We start from the raw sequence: 22,302 nt of genomic DNA, 5'->3' as shown, positions 1-22,302 counted from the left end.
CCGTGTACGACACCATCATCAAGGGCGGTCGCTGGTTCGACGGCACCGGCGGACCCTCGGCCCTGCGCGATATCGCCATCCGGGACGGCCGCGTCGCGCTGGTGAGCGCCGAGCCCATCGACGAAACCGGTTGCGGCCGAGTCATCGACGCGACCGGCCAGTGGGTCGTACCCGGCATGATCGACATCCACACCCACTACGACGTGGAGGTGCTGCTGGATCCGACCCTGTCGGAATCGCTGCGGCACGGCGTCACCACGCTACTGCTCGGATCCTGTTCGCTCTCCACCGTGCACGTCGGCGGTCAGGACGCCGGCGACCTGTTCGGCCGGGTCGAGGCCATTCCCCGCAAACACGTGGTCGAGGCCGTGGACGTGTCCAAGACCTGGAACAGCGCGCACGGCTACGTCCGGGCGCTGGAGTCGCTGCCGCTGGGCCCGAATATCGCCGCCTTCATCGGACATTCGGATATCCGCGCCGCGCAGCTGGGCCTCGAGCGCGCCACCCGCCCGGACGTGCGGCCCACCGAATCCGAACTGAAGGCCATGGAGCACAAGCTGACCGAGGCCCTGGACGCGGGCTTCATCGGCATGTCCTCGCAGCAGCTGCTGTTCGACAAGCTCGACGGCGAGGTCTGCCGCTCGCGCACCCTGCCCTCGACCTACGCCACCACCAGGGAGCGCAGGCGCCTCAATCGCATTCTGCGCGACCGCAAGCGGGCCCTGCAGGGTGGTCCCGACGTGGCGCGCCCGCAGAGCCTGGTGGCGATGGCCCTGAGCAGCCTCGGCGTCTTCCGCCCGAAGCTGAAGGTGAGCCTGCTGTCCGCGGCGGACATCAAGGCGATTCCCGGTGTGGTCAAGGTCTTCCCCCTGATCGGCAAGATCATGAACGGCCTCGGCGGCGACTTCCGCTGGCAGCACCTGCCGGTGCCCTTCGAGGTCTACTCCGACGGCATCGACCTGCCGGTGTTCGAGGAATTCGGTTCCGGCGCGGCCGCATTGCACCTGACCAACGAGCTGGGCGCGCGCCGTGAACTGCTCGCGGACGAGAACTACCGCCGCTGGTTCCGCAAGGACTACGACAAGAAGTGGGGCCCGCGCGTGTGGCACCGTGACTTCTTCGACGCGGAGATCACCGAATGCCCGGACGCGAGCGTGCTCGGCAAGACCTTCGGCCAGGTCGGCGTGGACCGCGGCGGCCTGCATCCGGTGGACGCCTTCCTGGACCTGGTCGTCGAGCACGGCGACAAGGTGCGCTGGCGCACCACCATCTCCAACCACCGCCCCGAGGTGCTGGACAGGCTGGCCGCGGATCCCAGTGTGCAGCTGGGCTTCTCGGACGCGGGTGCGCATCTGCGCAATATGGCCTTCTACAACTTCGGCCTCCGCCTGCTGAAGCGCGTGCACCGCGCCCAGCGCGCCGGAACCCCGTTCATGACCGTCGAGCACGCCGTGCACCGCCTCAGCGGTGAACTGGCCGACTGGTACGACCTGGACGCCGGCCATCTGCGCGTGGGCGATCGCGCCGACGTGCTGGTCCTGGATCCGGAACGCTTGGACGAATCCCTCGAGGACTACGCCGAGAACCCGATCCCCGAATTCGACGGCCTGTCGCGCATGGTCAACCGCAACGACGCGACCGTCACCGCGGTACTCGTCAACGGCGAGTACGTCTTCGGCCTCGGCGAGAAGGCCCCGGGCCTGGGCTCCGAACGCTCCGGCGAATTCCTCCGCGCCGGCCGCTACGCATCGAAAGCAGGACAGCCCGCATGAGCAGATTCACCGGTAAGACCGCCCTGGTGACCGGAGCCGCCTCCGGCATCGGTTCGGCTCTGGCCACCGCCCTCGTCGCCGAGGGTGCGAACGTCGTCGGCCTCGACATCGACGAGCCCGGCCTGGGCAAGAAGGTGGCCGAGCTCGGCGACGCCTTCGTCCCCGTGGTCGCCGACGTCACCGTCGAAGCCCAGATCGAGGCCGGAATCGCCACCGCCGCAGACCGTTTCGGCGGTCTGGACGCGGCCTTCAACGTGGCGGGCGGCTCCCGCATCGGCGCCATCACCGACCTCACCGAGGCGGACTGGGATTTCACCGTCGATCTGGTCCAGAAGAGCGTCTTCCTCTGCACCAAACACGAGGCCCGCCTCATGCGCGACTCCGGCGGCGGCGCGATCGTCAACATCTCCTCCCTCGACGGTCGCATCCCCATGCCCGGCGGCAGTCCGTACGCCACCGGCAAAGCGGGCGTGGTCATGTTCGGCAAGAACGCCGCACTGGAGCTGGCCCAGTACGGAATTCGCGTGAACTCGGTCCTCCCCGGTCTGGTCGACACCCCCCTCGTGGCCGCCGTCATGGGCTACGAGCCCGCGAAACAGATGTTCCTGGAACGGATCCCGCTGGGCGCGGCCGCCTCCGCCGAGCAGATCGCCGGTCCCTGCCTCTTCCTGGCCAGCTCGGAAGCCTCGTACATCACCGGCACCGAACTGGTGGTGGACGGCGGCTGGGAGATCAGCAACTTCCCCAACCTCGCCAAACTCGCGGGCTGAGACCCGCCACGCCCCGAGGGCGGCCGACCCGGGCGGCAGCCTTCGATCACGTGTCGTACACGGCCGTCGTCGACCACGTGTCGGCGGCGGCCGTCCCGTCCGATTCGTGTACCCGCGCCGACCGTTCGCCAGACCTGCGGCCGTGAATCCTGGCAACTTGTCATAGGGTGCGGCTAACCTCCCCCGGGTGGGTCCAGGCACTGCGGATGCGACGCTGATCGACTGTCTCGGAAACGATTTCGAGGCCCTGCTGGATGCGTGCTGGGCGGAGGTGGAGGGCACGGCCTCGCGCGAGGTGCTCACCGCCCTGCACGGTCCGAGATTGCGGGCCGCGCGCACGGACGCCCTGTATTACCTGGAGACCCTGGTGATGCGCGACCTGTGCATCGCGAAGCTGACGGGAGCGGGCAAGCGCGAGCGGGGCGAGCTGGCCGCGCTGGAGAACCGGGTGCAGGGCCTTCGGATCGCCGCGAAGGCCGAGGCGCGGGCGCAAGCCAAGAGCACGGCACGGCCGGATGCCAAGGGCCCGAAGGGTTTCGAGCAGATGTGCGGCTGGCTGCTCGGCCTGCTGCTGCCCCGCGAGTACGGTGACGCCTTCGCGAAGGCCATGCGTGGATGCGGTCTGGAGCCCGAGCGGACCAGGCTGCCCTCGACCGGGTGGTGGCGCTGGGCCGTCGAGCGCGGCTGGATGCAGGACACGCCCACACCCGAAGCGATACACCTGCTTTCGCTCGACGACGAACACTTCGCGGACCAGGTCCGCCGTACCGTCGCGGGGCAGGAGGTCCCCGGATCGGAGTCCCCGGCCGTCGTGGAGCGCTGGGACCGCGCGTTCAAGGGAATCGAACTGCGGGTGCGCGCCGACCTCGATCACGCGGTCTCCCATGCCCGGCAAGCCCGTGGGAACCGGACCGAGCCCGCGCTCGACCGAATTCGCGAGCGCTACGAGGAACTCGCGGAGCTGCGGGTGCGCCGCAGCATCGCCTTCCGCGCGTATCTCGCACTGCGGGAGCGCATCATCGAGGCCGTCGACGCCGAGGGCAACTCGCTGCGCCAGTGGTGCAGCGCGGTCGCGGCCGACGAGGTCGCCGCGGCCTACCCGGCCCTGTGGCAGCGTGTCCGGGTTGTCGTCTGGCGGTACCGAAAAGACTGGGACCGAGCGGAATTCGACTTCGAGGTACACGGCGGCGCGCTCGCGGACCGCCTGCGGATCGCGATCAGGACCACCGCGGACGATCGAGCCGAGCTCGCGACCCGCACCACCGCACGCTCGGAGCACATCCCGTCCGGCCCGCTCACCGTCGCCACCGATGCCTCCGGCTACGGCCAGGTCGGTGGTTTCGGCTGGGCCGCCGCCGACGGGCGCAGCGGCGGCGGCCGGTGCGTGGACGGTGAATCGTCGGTGGAATCGGAGCTGATCGCCATCTGCGATACCGCCGTGGCCGCCGAACTGAGCGGCCGCGAACTGCGCATCCTGTCCGACTGCGAACAGGCCGTCGTCGCGGTCAATGCCGTCCTGCGCCGCCGATCCCCGGATGCCCTGCCGTTCACGGTGTCTCGCGGCGTCCTGCGACACGTGCGCAACGCCCTGTGCCGCACCCTGCCCTTCCGCGCCGAATGGGTGCCGGGCCACGACGGTCACGTCCTCAACGAGGAGGCGCACCGCCTGGCCCGAGCCGCCCGCTGGTAGTCCGGCCAGCGGCACACCGACTCAGCGGTGAACCGGCCCGCGGCGAACCAACCCCCGGCGCAACCCGGCTCAGCGCGGTGGCAGCACCGGCGCGTCCCACGCCCGCGCATACCGCTTCTTGTCCGGAGCGTCGAGCTCCCGGCTGCGATACACCACGTACGGCCGGACGAAGTACCCGATCGGCGCACTGAACATGTGCACCAGCCGGGTATACGGCCACACCCCGATCAGCGTGAGCACGATCAACCCGTGCGCCTGGAACGTCCACGGCGTCCCGACCATCAGCTCGGGCTGTGGATGAGCGGTGAAAAGGCTTCGGAACCACGGCGATACGGTCTCGCGATAGTTGTACGTGCCCCACAGCAGATTACTGCCGACCGTGTTGAGCAGCCCCGTGATCAGCGCACCCGCCAGCAGCACGTACATGAGCGTGTCATTGGTCGTGGTGGCCTTGCGCACGGCCGTCACCGTGACCCGCCGATACAGCAGGATCCCGATCCCGAGAATCACCGCGAGCCCCGCCACCGATCCGGCCGAGACCGAGATCAGGTGATACACGTGCTCGTGAATGCCGACGGCCTCGGTCCACGACTGCGGGATCAGCACCCCCAGCACATGTCCGCCGATCACCCCGAGCATCCCGAAGTGGAACAGCGGACTTCCCAGCCGCAGCAGTCGTGACTCGTACACCTGCGAAGACCGTGTGGTCCAGCCGAATTGGTCGGTGCGATAGCGCCACAGGTGTCCGAGCACGAACGAGGTGAACGCGACATACGGCAGCGTCAGCCAGAGTGTGGCGGTCATCGGCGGCCTTCCGCTCCGTTGAACATCGTCGGATCCATGGAGAAGGGCTCGAGCCCCACTTCCTCTTCGGGTGGCCCCTGCGCGGCCAGCTCCGCGATTCGGCGTCGGTCGGCGGTGGTGACCGGCGGCAGCGTGGAGGTGACCGCGGCCAGCACGGCCGCATAGGGAGAGTCGCTGTCGGACAGGGAAAGTCGCAGCAGCTCCAGCACCGGCACATGCTCCCCGAGTAGCCGCTCACCGCCGATCGGATCGACGGTGGCCGCGAATTCCAGCAGCACCGCGAGGTGATCGGGCAGCTCGGTGTCGTCCAGTTCCACCCCCGCCTGCCGATAGGCGTGCTTGAACCGCAACAGCGCCATCCCGCGCTTGCGCGTGTCGCCGTACGCGTAGAACGTCAGGTGCAAGCTGGCCCGCCGCCGCATATCGAACGTCTCGACATACGCCTGGGCCAGCGCGATCGCCCCGGTGGTCCGCAGATGCAGCAGGAACGCCTCCAGCCCCGGGCGCACCGCCACCGGCAATTCGCCCACGGCCGAAGCCAATTCGTCCTGCATGGCGAGCAACTGCTCGCCCGGATAGTCCAGCAGCAGCGCCGCGAGCCGCCACACCAACCGCCGATCCCGCTCGGCCATGGCGACGGCGGGTTCGGGCCGTCGCCGCAGTTTCAACAGACTCATCGGCCCGCACCCGCCGAGGTGGTGAGATCGTCGGGCACATCGTCGTGCCGCCCGGCGCCGTTGCCGTCGATCCCGTTGCCGTCGATCCCGCTGCCGTCCACCCCGCCTCTGTCCACCCCGCGGCCGTCGGCTCCGGAGCCGTTCTGCGCCTTGCCCTCACCGCCGTTCGCCCCGTTGCCATTGGACCCGCTCGCCACCGGCAACAGCCCCGTCGTGTTCTTCCCGTCCCAGTTCAACAGGTTGATCCGGTTCGACTTCCGCTCCGGCGCAGCCCCATTGGTATCCGAGGGCCCGTCCCCGCCGGTCAGGTGGAACTTCTCCGCCATGTAGTCGAACGCCGTCATCCCCGGCCCGCCGTCGGTGTCGAGACTGCATCCCGTGGCCAGCGAATCCAGTTCGTGCGCCCGGGTCGTCGCCGCCGGCGGAATCACGTACCGGTGTTCGTATTTGGCGATGGCGAGCAGCCGGTACATCGCCTCGATCTCCTCGGGCTCCAGCCCGATCTGCTCCGGAATCGACATATCCGGTTCCTGCCCGAGGTTGATCGACCGCATGAACGAGCGCATCCCCGCCAGCCGCTGCAGCGCGGCCCGCACCGGTCCGAGCTCACCGGCGGTGAACAGTTCCGCCAGGTACTCCAGCGGAATTCGCAGCGCGTCGATCGCGCCGAAGAGGTTGGCGTGATCCTCCCCGTCGTGCCCGGTCTCGGCCAGCACGTCCACCACCGGTGACAGCGGCGGCACGTACCAGACCATCGGCATGGTCCGGTACTCCGGATGCAGCGGCAGCGCCAACTGATAGTCGACGATGAGCTTGTAGCACGGCGAATCCTGTGCCGCCTGAATCCATTCCGGCGAGATCCCGGCCTGCTCGGCCGCCGCCACCACCCGCGGATCGTGCGGGTTCAGGAACACCTCCAGCTGCGACGGATACAGATCCTTGTCATCCTCGACCGAGGCGGCCTCGAGCACCTTGTCCGCGTCGTACAGCATGACGCCGATGTACCGCAGCCGCCCGACACAGGTCTCCGAGCACACGGTCGGAATCCCGACCTCCACCCGCGGGTAGCAGAAGGTACATTTCTCCGCCTTGCCCGTCTTGTGGTTGAAGTAGATCTTCTTGTAGGGGCAGCTGCTCACACACTGCCGCCACCCGCGGCACTTGTCCTGATCCACGAGCACGATGCCGTCCTCGGACCGCTTGTAGATCGCGCCCGAGGGACAGGCGGCGGCGCACGAGGGATTCAGGCAGTGCTCGCAGATGCGCGGCAGGTAGAACATGAAGGTCTCCTCGAATTCGAGTTTGACCTTCTCCGACAGCTTGGCCAGCAGCGGATCCCTACCGACCTGCTCAGGACCGGACCCGAGCGAGTCGTCCCAGTTCGCGCCCCAGGTGACCTCGGTATTCTCGCCCGTGATCAGCGATTTCGGCCGCGCGACCGGCGTGGTGTCCATCTTCGGCGCGGACAGCAGATTGTCGTAGTCGTAGGACCACGGGTCGTAATAGTCCGACACGGTCGGCAGATCCGGATTCGCGAAGATGTTCAGCATCCGCTTGAGCCGGGACCCGGACTTGAGCGAGAGCCGCCCCTTGCGATCGCGGACCCACCCGCCCTTCCACTTCTCCTGATCCTCGTACCGGCGCGGATAGCCCTGTCCCGGACGGGTTTCCACATTGTTGAACCAGACGTACTCGGTGCCGGCCCGGTTGGTCCACGCCTGCTTGCAGGTGACCGAGCAGGTGTGGCAGCCGATGCACTTGTCCAGGTTCATGACCATGGCGAGCTGTGCCATGACGCGCATGTCAGTACCGCACTTCCTGCGAGCGCCGCCGGATGGTGGTCACCTCGTCGCGTTGATTTCCGGTGGGGCCGTGGTAGTTCAGCGCGAAGGACTGCTGGGCGTACCCGCCGATGAGATGCGAGGGCTTGATCATGATGCGGGTCAGCGCATTGTGGATGCCGCCGCGCTTGCCCTTGCCCGCGGTGGTGTCCGCCGCCCCTTCGATGCGCGGCACGTTCACCGCGCGGTCCTGGGCGTGGTACATGAACACGGTGCCCTCGGGCATGCGGTGCGAGACGATGGCGCGGGCGACCACGATGCCGTTGCGATTGATCGCCTCGATCCAATCATTGTCCGCCACACCGATCTTGGCGGCATCGATCTCCGACATCCAGATGGCCTGACCGCCGCGCGAGAGCGTGAGCATGTGCAGGTTGTCCTGGTACGCGGAGTGGATGGACCACTTGGAGTGCGGCGTCAGATACCGCACGGTGACGCCGTTCTCGTTCACATTGCCGATGCCCGGCTCACTGAACAGCGCCGACATGTCCAGCGGCGGACGGTAGATCGGCAACTGCTCGCCGAGCTCCACCATCCAGTCGTGATCGAGATAGAAGTGCTGCCGCCCGGTCAGCGTGTGCCACGGCTTGAGCCGCTCGGTATTGATGGTGAACGGGGAGTACCTGCGCCCGCCGGTCTCGCTGCCGGACCACTCCGGCGAGGTGATCACCGGCACCGGCCGAGCCTGGGTGTCCGCGAACGTGATTCGCTTGCCCTCGTGCTCGGCGGCCAGATCCGCCAGCTCGGTGCCGGTGCGCTTCTCCAGCGCGTGGAACCCCTGCACCGCCAGCCGCCCGTTGGTGGTTCCGGACAGCGACAGGATCGCCTCGGCGGCGTGCGTGTCCTTGGCCAGTGACGGACGTCCCTGCCCCACACCGGAAACCACCGCACCGTTCATGCCCCGCAGGTAGTCCACCTCCTCGTCGGGGAAGGTGGTGACGCCCTTCGTGGTCACCCCGAGCGTGTCGATCAGCGGTCCGAGCGCGGCCATCTTCTCCGCGACCTGCGCGTAGTTCCGCTCGACCTCGACGATCTTGGGCATCGTCCTGCCCGGAATCGGCTCGCACTCGCCCTTCTTCCAATCCAGCACCCGGCCACCGGCTTGCGCCAGCGCGTCGGCCGTATCGTGCTGCAGCGGGAGCAGGACGATGTCCTTGCGGGTGCCCAGATGCTTCTCCGCGAGCCACGAGAACCCCCGGGCGATCCGATGGAACGCCTCGAAGTCCGTCTTGGCCTCCCACGGCGGGGAGATGGCCGGGGTGAAGGCGTGCACGAACGGGTGCATATCGGTGGAGGACAGATCGTGCTTCTCGTACCAGGTGGCGGCGGGCAGCACGATATCGGAGAACAGCGTGGTGCTGGTCATCCGGAAGTCCAGGGACAGCAGCAGATCCAGCTTGCCGGTGGCCGCCTGATCGCGCCATTCGAGTTCCTGCGGCCGGACGCCGGTGGCCTCACCGGTCTGCAGGTTGGAGTCCGCGCCCAGCAGATGCCGGTGGAAGTACTCGTTGCCCTTGCCCGAGGAGCCGAGCAGGTTCGCCCGCCACACGGTCAATACGCGCGGGAAGTTCTCCGGAGCGTCGGGATCCTCGCAGGCGAACCGCAGATCGCCGGACTTGAGCCCGTCCACCACGTGATCCGCGGCGCTCTTGCCCGCCGCCTCGGCCTCGTCGGCCAGATCCAGCGGATTGCGGTTCAGCGTCGGATAGGACGGCATCCAGCCCAACCGCGAAGCGAGAGCGATATTGTCGGCCGCCGTCCGTCCGGCGAACGTGCCCTTGCCCAGGGGAGAGGAGAAGGCCTCGGAGGTGAACGGGTCGTACCGCCACTGGTCGTTGGTGAGATACCAGAACACGGTGCCCTGCATCTGACGGGGCGAGCGCTGCCAGTCGGCCGCGAAAGCCAGTGTGGACCAGCCGGTTACGGGTCGGCACTTCTCCTGGCCCACATAGTGCGCCCAGCCGCCGCCGTTCACGCCCTGGCAGCCGGTGAGCAGGGTGAGGGTGAAGAACGCCCGGTACACCTGGTCCGAATGGAACCAGTGGTTGGTCCCCGCGCCCATCAGAATCATGGACCGGCCGTTGGATTGCTCTGCGTTGGAGGCGAATTCGCGGGCGATGCGTTCGGCCTGCTTGGCGGGGACGCCGGTGATCGACTCCTGCCAGGCAGGGGTGTAGGGCTCGCTCGGATCGTCGTAACCCGTCGGCCAACTGCCCGGGAGACCGGGGCGAGCCACACCGTACTGCGCCAGCAGCAGATCGAACACCGTCGTCACCGTCCTACCCGCCACGACGGTGGTCGGCACGCCGCGAGTGAGGACCTCGGCGGCGGGCCCGTCGAAACGGGGGAACTGCACGGCCGCAGCGTCTTCGGTACGGCCGTGCAGAGTCAGCAGGGGATCCACGTCCCCCAGATCCAGATTCCACTTGCCCTTGCCCGCCTCGGTGAAGCGGTGGCCCAGGGAACCCCTGGGCACGTGCGGGTTTCCGTCCGAGTCCAGCAGTACGGTCTGGAAGTCGGCGCCCTCGCCGTCATGACCGGCGAGCCCATCGCGCGCGAGATCCGTTGCGGTGAGGAACTTTCCGGGCACGAACAGCCCGTCCCGCTCCTCGAGCGTGATGAGGTACGGCAGATCGGTGTAGCGCTTGATGTAGTTCGTGAAGTAATCGGTGGTGCGCTCGACGAAGAACTCCTTGAGCACCACATGCCCCATCGCCATGGCGAGGGCGGCGTCGGTGCCGGGAGCCGCGGGCACCCATTCGTCGGCGAACTTGGTGTTGTCGGCGTAGTCCGGGGAGACCACCACGACCTTCTGACCGCGATAGCGGGCCTCGGTCATGTAGTGCGCGTCCGGGGTTCGCGTCACCGGGACGTTCGAGCCCCACATGATCAGATAGCCGGCATCGAACCAGTCGGCCGATTCCGGCACGTCGGTCTGATCACCGAACACCTGGGGAGAGGCCACCGGAAGGTCGGCGTACCAGTCGTAGAACGAGAGCATCGACCCGCCGATGAGCGAGATGAAGCGTGCGCCCACCGCGTGCGAGACCATCGACATGGCCGGAATCGGAGAGAACCCCGCGACCCGGTCCGGACCGTACTGCTTGATGGTGTAAACGTGTGCGGCAGCGGCGATTTCGGCGGCTTCCCACCATTCGGCGCGAACGAACCCGCCCTTGCCCCGAGCCGACTTGTACTCGGCGGCCTTCTCCGGATCCTCGACGATGGAGGCCCAGGCCAGCACCGGATCCTTGAGCCGCTCCTTGGCCTCGCGATAGAACTCCAGCAGCGTGCCCCGCACGTAGGGGTATCGAATCCGAGCGGGGGAGTAGGTGTACCAGGAGAACGAGGCGCCACGAGGGCAGCCGCGCGGTTCGTACTCCGGCTTGTCCGAGCCGACCGAGGGATAGTCGGTCTGCTGCGACTCCCAGGTGATCACGCCGTCCTTGACGTAGATCTTCCAGGAGCACGATCCGGTGCAGTTCACCCCGTGGGTGGAGCGCACCACCTTGTCGTGCGCCCAGCGATCGCGATAGAACTCGTCCGCGTCGCGCCCACCCGTCTTGTGCAGGGTGCGCAGGTCGTCCGATACCTCACCACGATTGAAGTATTTGCCGAGTCGAAGCAGTGCATCGGCGGACGAGTGCCCCGTCTGCGTGTTTGCCATGACGCCCCCTTCGAGCTCAATAACCGGGCTGCTGAGTCGACTGTAAGGACGTCGTACCGGGCGTCAAAACGATTCTCTCACAATGCGCTGAAGGCAGTTGTGAGTTGTGAGATGGCCGCAACACGATGGTCACTGCACGATTGCGGCCCCACCGACCACATCAGGTGGCGACCTGGAGCTATGTCGTGTGAACCGCCGAAACACTCCCACCCGAAGCCATTTCACACCCCCCGCGGTGATGCTTTGGAAACGGCTGGTTCTTCGACGGTTTACATTTGTTAACACGTTTCCGGAAGGTGGCTGCACGAGTTTTTCCGCCAGACCGGCAATCGCGCACCCGCCCCCGGCAACCGCGCTTGTATCACTGCGGTCTGAGTTTGCTGGAAGATCGCGAACGGATATTCGGCCGTTTCTCATCATGGCCGAATACCGTGCATTCACGCAGTAATTCGACGATTCAACGACGCGGTGCGGTCGGCCGCCGTCGTGGAAGGACTATCCAGGCCGCTTGAATCACGCCTCCGCGCGCCTCCTGCGACAGCAGGGTGACTACCGCGAGCGCGGCTGCCGTCCTGGGAATCCTGGGAGGGATCCTCGGGAATCCTGGTAGGGATCCTCGCGGAGGTACCACCCAGGCCGATCAGCCCCTCGATGCTCGCGAGCGTGATGGCTGTGACCCGGACGCCGTTCCGTGCGTTCGGTGCTAGTTGGTACCAGTTTGTGCTGTATCAACGTATTTGGGAAGTTAATCCGAATCGGTAGTTGGTCTGAATAACTGCAGATCAGATACTGTTTTTGGTTCCATTTCGTGATCGTTCGCGATAGAATTAGCACATGCATTCGAACGGGATGGGAACGGTGAGCACCACCGCTGGGGCCGCATTGGCTGCCGCGGTCGATGCGCTCCTGTGCACCACCTTGTCCGAACTCCCCGAAACCTCCATCGTGGAAATGATGCGGGAGATCGAGACCAGTGAACGACGCCTCGCGGTCATGTGGAACCGGTTGATCGTGCAGGTCGAAGAACGCTCCATGCCTCAACAAGCTGGTGTGCGCAGTGCGGTGCGGTTCCTGGAAGACACGTTGCGGATCTCGCATATCGAAGCGTTCTCCCGGTTCAAAGCCGCTCAGCAACTCGGCACCTGGCACGAAGTCTCGGGCCGGGAACTCCCACCCCTGTTGCCGCACACCGCGAAAGCCCAAGAAGCAGGGGAGATCTCACGTGATCACGCACGCATGATCGGCAAGATCTACACGCGCCTGCCGCATGGACTCAGCCCGGAACTCAAAGCCGAAGCCGAACAACTCATGGCCGAGCACTCCCGCATCGGCTCCCCCGATGACCTGCCCACGATCGGTCAGGGCATCTTCGCGTACGTCGACCCCGATGGCTCGCTCACTGATGATCTGGATCGGGCGCGGATGCGCGGTATCAGTTTCGGGCATGTGCGCGCGGATGGGATGTCCAGGATCTCCGGGGAGATGACCCCGGCCTTGCGGGCGATGTTCGAACCGGTCCTGGCGAAACTCGCCCGCCCCGGCATGTGCAATCCCGATGACCCGCACAGCCCCTTCGCCGACACCGATCACGTGAGTCGGGAGGTGCTGGACGCAGCCGCCAAGCGCGATAGCCGTTCAGCGGCGCAACGCAATCATGATGCGTTGCTGGCGTTCCTGCGCCCGGAAATAGGCCCCGGCAAGCTGGGTTCGCATCGCGGTGTTCCGGTCTCGGCGATCTTCACGATGAGCATCGCCGAACTCGAGGACGCCGCCGGTGTGGTCACCACCGCCTCGGGTGGCACCGTGTCGATCCCGGAAGCGTTGAAGTTGGCGGAGCGGTCCAAGCCGTTCCTGGCGTTGTTCGACCACCACGGGATGCCGCTGCATCTGGGGCGTTCGAAGCGTTTGGCGAATTCATACCAGCGGATGGCGTTGATCGCGTCCGAGCGGGGCTGCACTCGCCCGGGGTGCAACGCTCCGGCGACCTTGTCGGCAGCGCATCACATCACCGAGCATTCCAAGGGCGGCCCCACCGACATCGAGAACCTCACATTGGCGTGCGATGCCTGCCATGCGTTGGTGCACGACGGTTCCGGTGGCTGGAAAACCATTGTGATGGGCGAGGATTCAGAGTTCCCGGGGCGCACAGGCTGGATCGCACCGGAGCACATCGATCCGACCGGGACTCCGAAGGTGAACCACCGTCATCATCCGGGGGAGATGCTCGCGGCTGCTCAAGCACGCCGTCTCGAGCGTAAGCGGCGTGAGAAGGTGTGCCGCCAGGGGTTGTTGGCTCACCGGGCGAAACCCTTCCCGCGCAGTTAGAGCGTTCGCGCTCCACGAAAACCCAGGTACACCGGTTCCCTTCGGGGGCTCGGTGCTGCCTGGGTTGTTCTCGTGCTCTGCCGTGCCCTTTCATGTCCTGTCGGGCTCATGCGGGCATTTCTCGATTCGAGGTCCGGCGAGGTTCCGGTCTCTGATCGTGTAGCCCTCGGGTATGAAGGGCGGAAAAGATGGCAGTGCTGGTCATTTCGCCTGCCGTACCCGACCTTGGCTCCCCCGTTGGGAGCCGTGATCTCTTGTCCCAGCCTGGCTGAAAGGCTGTGGTCGCCTCCCGAGACAACGACCTCGAAACCGCCACCGAGCCCATTCGCACGACCAGCCGTTTTAGAAGTTGAGGTTTCCCGGACAGTGAGAGTCTTGGTTCTTGCTCTTCGTCTTTGCCCTTCTTCTTCCAGGCATCTTTTATCTCTTGTCTTTAAGCCCTTGCACCTTAGAGCCCCCTGTTCAGCCCGGCCGAAGGTGACCACAACCTCCAGCCGGACCGAACCGAGGACCAGGCCCCTTACTCCGCGATCAACTCCGCCTCGGAGTCCAGCGCCTGCTGCGTCTCCTCGGAAACCCCGACCGCACCCGGCCGATAGGTGACCGCCCGCAGCCCCCCGGTGTACCGGAACACCCCACGCCGCTCCCGAAGCTCCCAATCAACCGGCCCACGCGCGTCGAGCCCCACGGAGATACCGGTCCACGGAGCCATCCCCGCCAACTGCACCTGGTCGGGAAGATCCGCCGCACGAACCCCGTCGACCTCGACGGTGAAGTCCCACCGCAAATGCGGCCGGACCACCGCCGACACCGAGATATCCCGGCTCCCCTCCGGAATCGAACCCGCGTCCACGGTCGCGTACCGCCCGTACCCGTTGTACCCGAACACGAGCCGCCCGTTCTCGACGAACAGCAGGTACCCGCCCTGCGGATCCCCGTGCGCTACCAGCACCCCCTCATCTCCGGGCTGGTAACCGTCGAGCTCCACGGCGATCGTGAAGTCGCGATAGGCGATCAATCGCTGCGACCGATAGCGCTCCAACGTCGGAGTGCCCGGCAGGATGCGAACCTGCTCGCCGAAGCGGGACTCCTCCGGCCGCCGTGTGGCGAGGGCCTGCCGGGTGACGAGCGGGAAAACCGTGTTGTGCCAGGCGGCTTCGTCCCATGCGGCGGACAACTCGGCGACCTTCTCCGGAAACTGCTCCGAAAGGTCGTGCAGCTCGGTCGGATCGGCGCGCACGTCGAAGAGCTGCCAGTGCGGGTCGTCGACGCCGCGCGCGGGCTCGTGCAGAGCCAGCAACTTCCACCCGTCGCGATAGAAGCCCCGATGCCCGGTCATCTCCGAGTACTGCTCGACATGGTGCGAGACCGCCTCGGAGTCGCGCAGCACCTCTACCGCCGACACACCGTCGAAGTCTTTGGCGGGCAACCCGTTACGAACGCTCGGCCGGTCGAGACCCGCCAATTCCAGCAGCGTCGGCGCGAGATCGGTGATGTAGACGTACTCCTGGCGCACGCCCGTCTCGGCCTCGGTCCGGGGAAGCCCCTTCGGCCACGACAGCACGAAGGGCACGCGCACCCCACCCGCGAACGTCTGCCCCTTGTAGAACCGGAACGGAGTGTTCGAGGCCTGCCCCCACCCACGCGGGTAGTGGACGCCGAGCTTGGCGGTGCCGATCAGTTCGTCGTCGTGCGGAACATCCCGCTCCCAGTCGGGCTCGTCGACCTGCGCGAACTGCGCGAAGTAGGTACGCGTGCCCTCGGGCCCGCCCTCTGCCGTACCACCGTTGTCCGAGGTGAAAACGATGATGGTGTTCTCGAACTCGCCGAACTCCTCGAGCGTGTCCACCACGCGGCCGAGGCTCTGGTCGATGCTGTCGACCATCCCCGCGTACACCTCCATGTACCGTTCGAACCGGGACTGCTGCTCGGGTGTCAGCGAATCCCATTCCTGCGCTTCGTAACCCGGCTCGGTGTTGCGCGGCTTCTGCTGTGTGCCCTCGGGAAAGAGCCCCTGCGCCAGCTGTTCGGCGAAACGGCTCTGCCGCAGGCGATCCCAGCCCTCCCGGTAGCGCCCGCGATACTTGGCCTGATCCTCCGGCTTGGCCTGCAGCGGACCGTGCATGGCGGTGTGCGCGAAGTAGAGGAAGAACGGCTTGTCCGCGTCGTGCGCACGCAGTTCCTTGATGTACCCGATGGCCCGATCGGTGTAGTCGTCGGTGAGGTAGTAGTCCTGCGGGTACTCCTCGACGTTCACCGGCGAGCTGTCCGAGATCAGCTGATTGGGGTGGTAGAAGGAGTTCAGTCCCTCCAGCGAGCCGTAATAGCGGTCGAATCCACGCTGGGTCGGCCAGGAGTCGCGCTGCGCGGCGGGGTGCAGCGTGGCGTCGCGCACCAGATGCCATTTGCCCACCGCGTAGGTGGCGTATCCATTGGCGCGCAGGATCTCCGGCAGCGTGAGCACGTCGTCGGCCAGTTCGAGCCGCAGGCCCGGGTAGCCGGGGTCGGCGTTGGCAACGAAGCCGAAACCCGCCCGGTGCGAGTTGATTCCGGTCAGCAGTGCCGCGCGCGAGGGCGAGCACAGGGGAGTGGTGTGGAAGTTGGTGAGCCGCAGGCCGTTCGCCGCCAGCCGATCCAGGGTGGGAGTGTCGATCTCCGAGCCGAAGGGGCCGATATCGCTGAAGCCCATATCGTCGACCAGCACCACGATGATGTTGGGCGCCCCGGCGGGCGCGGACGGCGGGTAGATCCACTCCGGCGTCGAGTCGGCGGTGGTGCGGCCGATATCGCCGGCGAAGTTCTCGTATCCGCGGGCATGAGGGGGAACTGGCATCGGTCCAGCAAAGGTCCGGGTATGCCCGCTCGCCAGAGTTTCACGCACGGTGCGCGCAACCGCTGATCGTCCGCTTATCGGCTGTTAGCGTCACCGCCATGCACATCAGCCGACCCTGCGCGCCCTGCTCATCGCGGGCTCAGGGCTGTCGTCGCTGTCTCTGAGCACGGCTTCGAGCTCGACCGTTGCTCGACGCGCAGGCCCGCGCGTCACCATTTCTGGAGTCCCCCGGTGCTTCTCACGCACCCGCCGCGCGCTGCGGCACGTATCTCGAGGATTTTCTGATGAATTCGTCCCCCGGTGGACTCGATCGCCGTCGTTTCCTGCGTGGTTCCGCCGTCGCGGCCCTCGCCATCGTCGGCGGCAGCGCGCTGGCTGCCTGCACCTCGGCGGTCAACCAGCAGAAGGGCGGCGGCGACAACGCCGAGCCGGTGCGCGGTGGCACCCTCAAATACGGTGTGGCGCTGGACCTGGTTCCCGCCAACTTCCTCACCAACACCGGCACCACCCCGTACGTGGTCGGCCTCGTCTTCGAGACTCTGGTGCGCTACCCGCACGACAAGCTCGAACCGCAGCCCTCGCTGGCGAAGAAATGGACCCTCGCGCCGGACGGCAAGTCCCTGAGCCTCGACCTGCGCGACGACGTCAAGTTCCACAGCGGCCGTGCCTTCACCTCCAAGGACGTGGAGTTCTCGCTGCGGACCTACGCCGACCCCAAGTGGTCCGCGCAGCTCAAGAGCACCGCCGCCGCCATCACCGCGTTCGACACCAGCGATCCGCACAAGATCGGGCTCACCTTCGCGAGCCCGCTGAGCAATATCTTCGACCTGCTCGACACCGCGCCCATCCTGGACAGCGAATCCATCGACCAGCTGTACACGGGCGAGAAAATCGTCGGTACCGGCCCGTTCACCTTCGTCTCCCGAATCCCCAACTCGCAGTTGGTGTTCGAGAAGAACCCCGCCTACTGGGTCCCCGAGCGGCCGTATCTGGACCGCGTCGAGTTCACCGTCATCTCCGATAACAACGCTCAGCTCAACGCGCTCAAGTCGGGTCAGATCCACCTCGCGGACGGCGTCACGTACCGCGACAACGAGAACCTCGCCAAGTCCGACAGCTACAAGGTCATCAGCTACGAGGGCGCCGAGCTGCAACTGTATGTCGGTGCGAACGTGCAGGATCCGGCCCTCGCCGATGTGCGCGTGCGCCAGGCCATCGCCTACGCGCTCGATCGGGATCGCATCATGACCGAGGTGTTCCGTGGTGCGGGCTACGCGCTGAACCTGCCGTGGCCCAAGTCTTCTCCCGCCTACGACGCCTCCCGGAACTCCCGCTACACACGAGACGTCAACAAGGCCAAGCAGATTCTCTCGACCCTGCCGAAGCCGCCGAAGCTCCCGCTGACCTACAGCACCTCCTTCGCGACGTTCGAGGCGACCGCGCAGATCGTGCAGGCCAACCTCGCCGAGATCGGCATCGAGGTCGAACTCGATCCGGTGGAGAACGCGAACTTCGTGAAACAGCTTATCGGCGCGCAGTTCCGGGGCCTGTGGATCACAGACCACTCCTGGGCGCAGTTCGTCCCGTCCACGCTGACCGTCAGCGCGTACCCGTTCAACGCTCGCAAGAACGCCTCGCACTACGACTCGCCCGACTACGTTGCCGCCGCCGACGCGGCCTGGAAGCTGCCGCAGAGCACCGGCCCGGACGCGGTGAGGGCGTACCAGGCACTCAGCGATCAGCTCCTGGACGGACTGTTCCTGATCGAGATCGGCGTGCGCTTCGCCCAGGCCGCCTCCAGCAGCAAGCTGCACGGCTTCAACTGGACCAAGCGCCGCGAGACCGTGTTCACCGACGCCTTCCTGGCATGATCGCCTACCTGCTGCGCCGGGTCCCCTCCGCGGTGGCGGTGCTGTTCGCCGCCTCCGTGTTGATTTTCCTGCTGTTGCGTCTGGTTCCGGGCGACCCGGCCACCACCCTGGCCGGACCGGACGCCACCCCGGAAACCATCGCCGCCATCCGGCATCAGCTCGGACTGGACCGATCCATTCCGGCCCAGTACCTGAGCTGGCTGAAGGGCGTGTTCACCGGGGATCTCGGCAGGTCGTACATCATCGGCGGGCAGATCTCCGATCTCGTCGGGCGCGGGCTCACCAATACCCTCGTGCTCGCGGGTTCCGCACTCGTCCTGGCGGTGGCGGTGAGTCTTGCCGTCAGCGTGTCCTCGGTGCTCTGGCGCAAGCGCTGGCTCGACGCGCTGGTCGCCGCCGCCAATACGGTCGCGGTCGCGGTGCCCGCCTTCGTGACCGGAGTGCTGCTGGTCCTGGTGTTCGCCATCGCGATCCCGATTCTCCCGGCGGGCGGTATCCCACCGGACGGTTTCCTCGCGCGCCCGGACATCACCGTGCAGTACCTGCTGCTGCCGGCGATCTGCCTGGCGCTGCCGGTGACCGCCGCGCTCACGCGGTTCCTCACCGAATCCCTGCGTACCGAACTGCGCAAGCCCTACGTGCTCACCGCACGGGCGCTGGGCGTCTCGCACCGGCAGATCGTGACCCGTGGCGCGCTGCGCAACGCGCTCCCGACCATGTTGACGGTGCTGGGCATTCAGACCGGCCAACTGCTCGGCGGCGCGGTGCTGGTGGAGGCCGCGTTCGCATGGCCGGGTATCGGGCAGCTCATCGAACAGGGGATCAACCGCCGGGACTATCCGGTCGTCCAGGCGCTGCTGTTGTTCTCCGTGGCGGTGTTCGTGGCGATTCAGCTGATCACCGACGTCGTGCACGCGTATCTGGATCCACGCATCCGCATCGGAGGGCGGTCATGACCGACGTGGTGAGTGAATTCGCCGATGCGAAAGCCGTTGCACTCCGGCCGAAGTCGACCGATTCGATGTCGGCCGCGCTGCGCAGGGGACAGGGTCTGGCGGGCGTCATCCTGGTCGTGGTCATCGCGCTGGCCGGTCTGTTCGCCGGTGCGCTGTCGAAGTATGCCCCGCTGGAGCAGATCCCGGGCGCAAACCTGCTCGGCCCCAGCGGCGAACACTGGCTCGGGACCGACAATCTCAATCGCGACGTGTTCTCCCGCGTGCTCTACGGCATTCGCATCGACCTGATCATCGGCCTGATCGCAGTGCCGCTGGGCGCGCTGCTCGGATCGCTCGCGGGGCTGCTGGCCAGCGTGAACGCCGTCGCCGATGTGATCACCCAGCGGGTGTTCGACCTGATCCTCGCCTTCCCGGCACTGATCTTCGCCATCGCGCTCTCGGCGGTCACCGGACCGGGCGCGCACGCGGTGATCATCGTGATCGTCGCGACCGAGATCCCCATCTTCGGCCGCCAGATCCGCACCGCCATCCTGGCGGTGCGCGAGCAGCCGTACGTGGAGGCCGCCGAGGTGATCGGCGCGAACACCTGGTGGACGCTGCGAAAGCACCTGCTGCCCAACGTGATCGAACCGCTCGCGGTGCAGGCCGCGCTGTCGCTGTCGCTGGCGGTGTTCGTCGAGAGCGCCATGAGCTTCATCGGCATCGGCGTGCGACCGCCGGATCCGTCGCTGGGATCGATCATCGCCCAGTCCATCCGGAATCTGGACGCCAACCCGGCGTTCGCGGTCGGACCCCTGCTGGTGGTCTCGGGCCTCACCCTCGGATTCCTTTTGATCGCCCAGGCATTGGGCAGCGCCCGGAGGATCGGATGAGCAGCGGCACTGAGAAAGAGCCTCGAAATACACAGCCGCTGTTGGAGATTCGCGATCTGGTCGTGAAGTTCGGCGATCGTGCGGTGGTCGACGGTGTGGCCGTCACAGTGGGGCGTGGCGAAACAGTCGCGCTGGTCGGCGAATCCGGATCGGGCAAGTCGCTGACCGCGCGTGCGGTGCTCGGGCTGCTGCCCGACGGAGCGAGCGCCGTCGGCTCGATTCGGCTGGGCGACACCGAGATCGTCGGTGCGAGCGATGCGGAGTTGCGCCCGGTGCGTGGTACGCGCGCGGCCATGGTGTTCCAGGAGCCGCAGACCGCGCTCAATCCGGTCCAGAAGATCGGCACCCAGATCACGCAGGCGCTGCGCGCGCATCGGGCCGTCGGCAAGGAGGAGGCCCGCCGCCGGGCGATCGAATTGCTCACCCAGGTGGATATTCCGGAGCCCGCCAAGCGGATCGACTGGTACCCGCATCAACTCTCGGGCGGGCAGAAGCAGCGCGTGGTCATCGCGCTGGCGCTGTCCGGTGAGCCGGACCTGCTGATCGCGGACGAGCCCACCACCGCCCTCGACGTCACGGTGCAGGCCGAAATCCTGGACCTGCTGCGAGACCTGCAGCGCCGCAACGATACCGCAATCCTGTTCATCACCCACAACCTCGGCGTAGTGGCCGCCATCGCGGACCGGGTGGTGGTGATGAACGCCGGGCGCGTGGTCGAAACCCAAGCGGTGCACGACCTTTTCGCGCGGCCGAAGGAGCAGTACACGCGCACGCTGCTGGCGGCGGTGCCGACACTGGACGCGGTCACCGCGAGCGAGCCCGCCGCACCGGTCCAGCCGGTCGGCGATGCATCGGCAGCGACCGGCCGGACAGCAGCGACACGTCCGTCGGCGGCAACCAGCGTGGCGGCGGCGACCGGTGGGTCGGAGGGGGCGGGTGCGCTGGCGGCGACCGGCCAGTCGGAGGCGGCAGTTCCGTCTGTGGCAACCACCGAGTCCGCACCGACCAGTCACTCTGCGGCAGCGCCCGTTCTCCGGCTGAACGCCGTCAGCGTGGTCTACCGCAGCCGGCGTCGCGAATTCCGTGCGCTGAAGCAGGTCTCGCTGACCGTCGGCCCGCGCGAGGTGATCGGCCTCGTCGGTGAATCCGGCTCCGGCAAGAGCACGCTCGGCCGTACCGCGCTCGGCCTCGTCCCCGCGACGGAGGGTGAGGTGGTGCTGCAGGGGCTGCCGCTCACGGGCCTCTCGCAGCGGGAGTTGCGCGGGCTGCGCAAGAACGTGGCACTGGTGCACCAGGATGTCACCGCATCGCTGGATCCGCGCCGCACGGTCGAGGACTCCATCGGCGAGCCGCTGCAGGTGCACCGGGTGGCGTCCGGTGCGCTGCTGCGCGCCAAGGTGGGTGACCTGCTCGAGTCCGTCCGGTTGCCGCGCGACTATGCCGGGCGCCGGCCCGGTGAGCTATCCGGCGGGCAACGGCAGCGGGTCGCGCTGGCACGGGCGCTGGCCCTCGCGCCGCGGCTGCTGGTGGCCGACGAGCCGACCAGTGCCCTCGATGTGTCGGTGCAGGCGCAGGTGCTGGATCTGTTCACCGATCTGCGCGAGGAGTACGGATTCGCCTGCCTGTTCATCAGTCATGATCTCGCCGTGGTGAATCAGATCGCCGACCGCGTGGTGGTGCTGCGTGAGGGCTCGGTCGTGGAGGCGGGGCCGGTCCGCGAGGTGTTCGGCAACCCGCAGCAGGAGTACACCCGTCGGCTGCTCGAGGCCGTTCCGGCGCCGGAACCCGCACCGAGGGCCGCGCTCGCGCCTACTCCGCTCGCGCTCGGTGCGTGAGACACCGTTTCCTCGCGCGATGCCAGCCCCGATAACTACCGGCATACAAACTGGTCGGTTCCATACACGATTCGCGAGTCGTGCCATAAACTTTGCGTGACTCGAGAATTCGGGTCCATTCCGCCCGGGAGGGCGTGAGGAGGGGTTCAGTAACGTTCTCATCAGCGGATTCCCGGCCGCGCCAGCGTGGTTCACGTCACTGATACCAATAGGATTATTCAGTGATGCAGATAGGGAAACTCGCCAGTACCGAGTCGTCCGATCACCTGTGGAAGCATCCACCGCGAAGCTGAACTCGGCCGGTATTCGAGGACGAGGGGGGTGCTGGGATATCTGACGAAGGAGGACTGCGGTGGTTGCTCACGTAGCGTACGGACGTGATTCGCGAG

Annotated in this window: 13 protein-coding genes; 8 read left to right on the top strand and 5 right to left on the bottom strand. The window is 66.8% G+C overall.

The genetic code is table 11. The annotated features are described in order from the left end of the window. Positions 1-2: 2 nt before the first annotated feature. From NJ1_RS04695 to NJ1_RS04685, 3 genes are all read left to right on the top strand, one after another. Entirely contained in the window at positions 3-1,772 is a 1,770-nt protein-coding gene (locus tag NJ1_RS04695; protein WP_067687765.1) for an N-acyl-D-amino-acid deacylase family protein, read from the top strand. Further along, complete coding sequence (locus NJ1_RS04690) at positions 1,769-2,542, top strand: SDR family NAD(P)-dependent oxidoreductase (RefSeq protein ID WP_067687764.1); 774 nt, start codon at positions 1,769-1,771, stop codon at positions 2,540-2,542. Before NJ1_RS04695 ends, NJ1_RS04690 begins: the two co-directional genes overlap by 4 nt. A 187-nt stretch (positions 2,543-2,729) precedes the next feature. Further along, positions 2,730-4,232 carry an RNase H family protein gene (locus NJ1_RS04685; RefSeq protein ID WP_067687762.1) on the top strand — a complete coding sequence of 501 codons (1,503 nt, stop codon included), beginning with the start codon at positions 2,730-2,732 and terminating at the stop codon, positions 4,230-4,232. A 69-nt stretch (positions 4,233-4,301) separates the two neighbouring features. Here the strand turns inward: NJ1_RS04685 and narI are convergent, their stop codons facing one another. The 4 genes from narI to NJ1_RS04665 are packed head-to-tail and all read right to left on the bottom strand — an operon-like array spanning position 4,302 to position 11,221. After that, positions 4,302-5,036 carry a respiratory nitrate reductase subunit gamma gene (narI, locus tag NJ1_RS04680; protein ID WP_067687760.1) on the bottom strand — a complete coding sequence of 245 codons (735 nt, stop codon included), beginning with the start codon at positions 5,034-5,036 and terminating at the stop codon, positions 4,302-4,304. Next, positions 5,033-5,713, bottom strand: a complete 681-nt coding sequence (gene narJ, locus NJ1_RS04675; RefSeq protein ID WP_067687758.1) for a nitrate reductase molybdenum cofactor assembly chaperone — start codon at positions 5,711-5,713, stop codon at positions 5,033-5,035. The genes narI and narJ overlap by 4 nt, the downstream gene beginning before the upstream one ends. After that, positions 5,710-7,506: a nitrate reductase subunit beta gene (gene narH, locus NJ1_RS04670; protein ID WP_157573760.1), complete on the bottom strand. Its 1,797-nt coding sequence runs from the start codon at positions 7,504-7,506 to the stop codon at positions 5,710-5,712. The genes narJ and narH overlap by 4 nt, the downstream gene beginning before the upstream one ends. A gap of 10 nt (positions 7,507-7,516) precedes the next feature. After that, positions 7,517-11,221, bottom strand: a complete 3,705-nt coding sequence (locus tag NJ1_RS04665) for a nitrate reductase subunit alpha (protein WP_067687754.1) — start codon at positions 11,219-11,221, stop codon at positions 7,517-7,519. An 834-nt stretch (positions 11,222-12,055) separates the two neighbouring features. On the opposite strand from NJ1_RS04665, the gene NJ1_RS04660 reads away from it, so the two are divergent. Next, positions 12,056-13,546, top strand: a complete 1,491-nt coding sequence (locus NJ1_RS04660; RefSeq protein ID WP_067687753.1) for an HNH endonuclease signature motif containing protein — start codon at positions 12,056-12,058, stop codon at positions 13,544-13,546. A 520-nt stretch (positions 13,547-14,066) separates the two neighbouring features. On the opposite strand, the gene NJ1_RS04655 is transcribed toward NJ1_RS04660, so the two are convergent. Continuing rightward, positions 14,067-16,379 carry an arylsulfatase gene (locus NJ1_RS04655; protein WP_067687752.1) on the bottom strand — a complete coding sequence of 771 codons (2,313 nt, stop codon included), beginning with the start codon at positions 16,377-16,379 and terminating at the stop codon, positions 14,067-14,069. A gap of 284 nt (positions 16,380-16,663) precedes the next feature. Here NJ1_RS04655 and NJ1_RS04650 point away from each other — a divergent pair, with 284 nt between their 5' ends. Genes NJ1_RS04650 through NJ1_RS40360 form a run of 4 tightly spaced genes read left to right on the top strand, consistent with a single transcriptional unit; the run spans position 16,664 to position 21,913 of the window. Then, on the top strand, positions 16,664-18,250 hold the full coding sequence (locus NJ1_RS04650; RefSeq protein ID WP_067687933.1) for an ABC transporter substrate-binding protein: 1,587 nt from the start codon (positions 16,664-16,666) through the stop codon (positions 18,248-18,250). After that, positions 18,247-19,206 (top strand): ABC transporter permease, encoded by a 960-nt coding sequence (locus tag NJ1_RS04645; protein WP_067687751.1) that lies wholly within the window; start codon positions 18,247-18,249, stop codon positions 19,204-19,206. The genes NJ1_RS04650 and NJ1_RS04645 overlap by 4 nt, the downstream gene beginning before the upstream one ends. Continuing rightward, a complete protein-coding gene (locus NJ1_RS04640) occupies positions 19,203-20,078 on the top strand; it encodes an ABC transporter permease (protein WP_084477742.1) in 876 nt (291 codons plus the stop codon). The genes NJ1_RS04645 and NJ1_RS04640 overlap by 4 nt, the downstream gene beginning before the upstream one ends. Then, a complete protein-coding gene (locus NJ1_RS40360; protein ID WP_067687750.1) occupies positions 20,075-21,913 on the top strand; it encodes a dipeptide ABC transporter ATP-binding protein in 1,839 nt (612 codons plus the stop codon). Before NJ1_RS04640 ends, NJ1_RS40360 begins: the two co-directional genes overlap by 4 nt. Positions 21,914-22,302 lie beyond the last annotated feature (389 nt).

It is taken from the genome of Nocardia jejuensis NBRC 103114 (genome assembly GCF_001613145.1).
In the GTDB taxonomy this organism is placed as follows: Bacteria; Actinomycetota; Actinomycetes; order Mycobacteriales; family Mycobacteriaceae; genus Nocardia; species Nocardia jejuensis.
The sequence above is the reverse complement of the archived record's forward strand: the minus strand, read 5'-3'. Positions and strand labels throughout refer to the sequence as shown.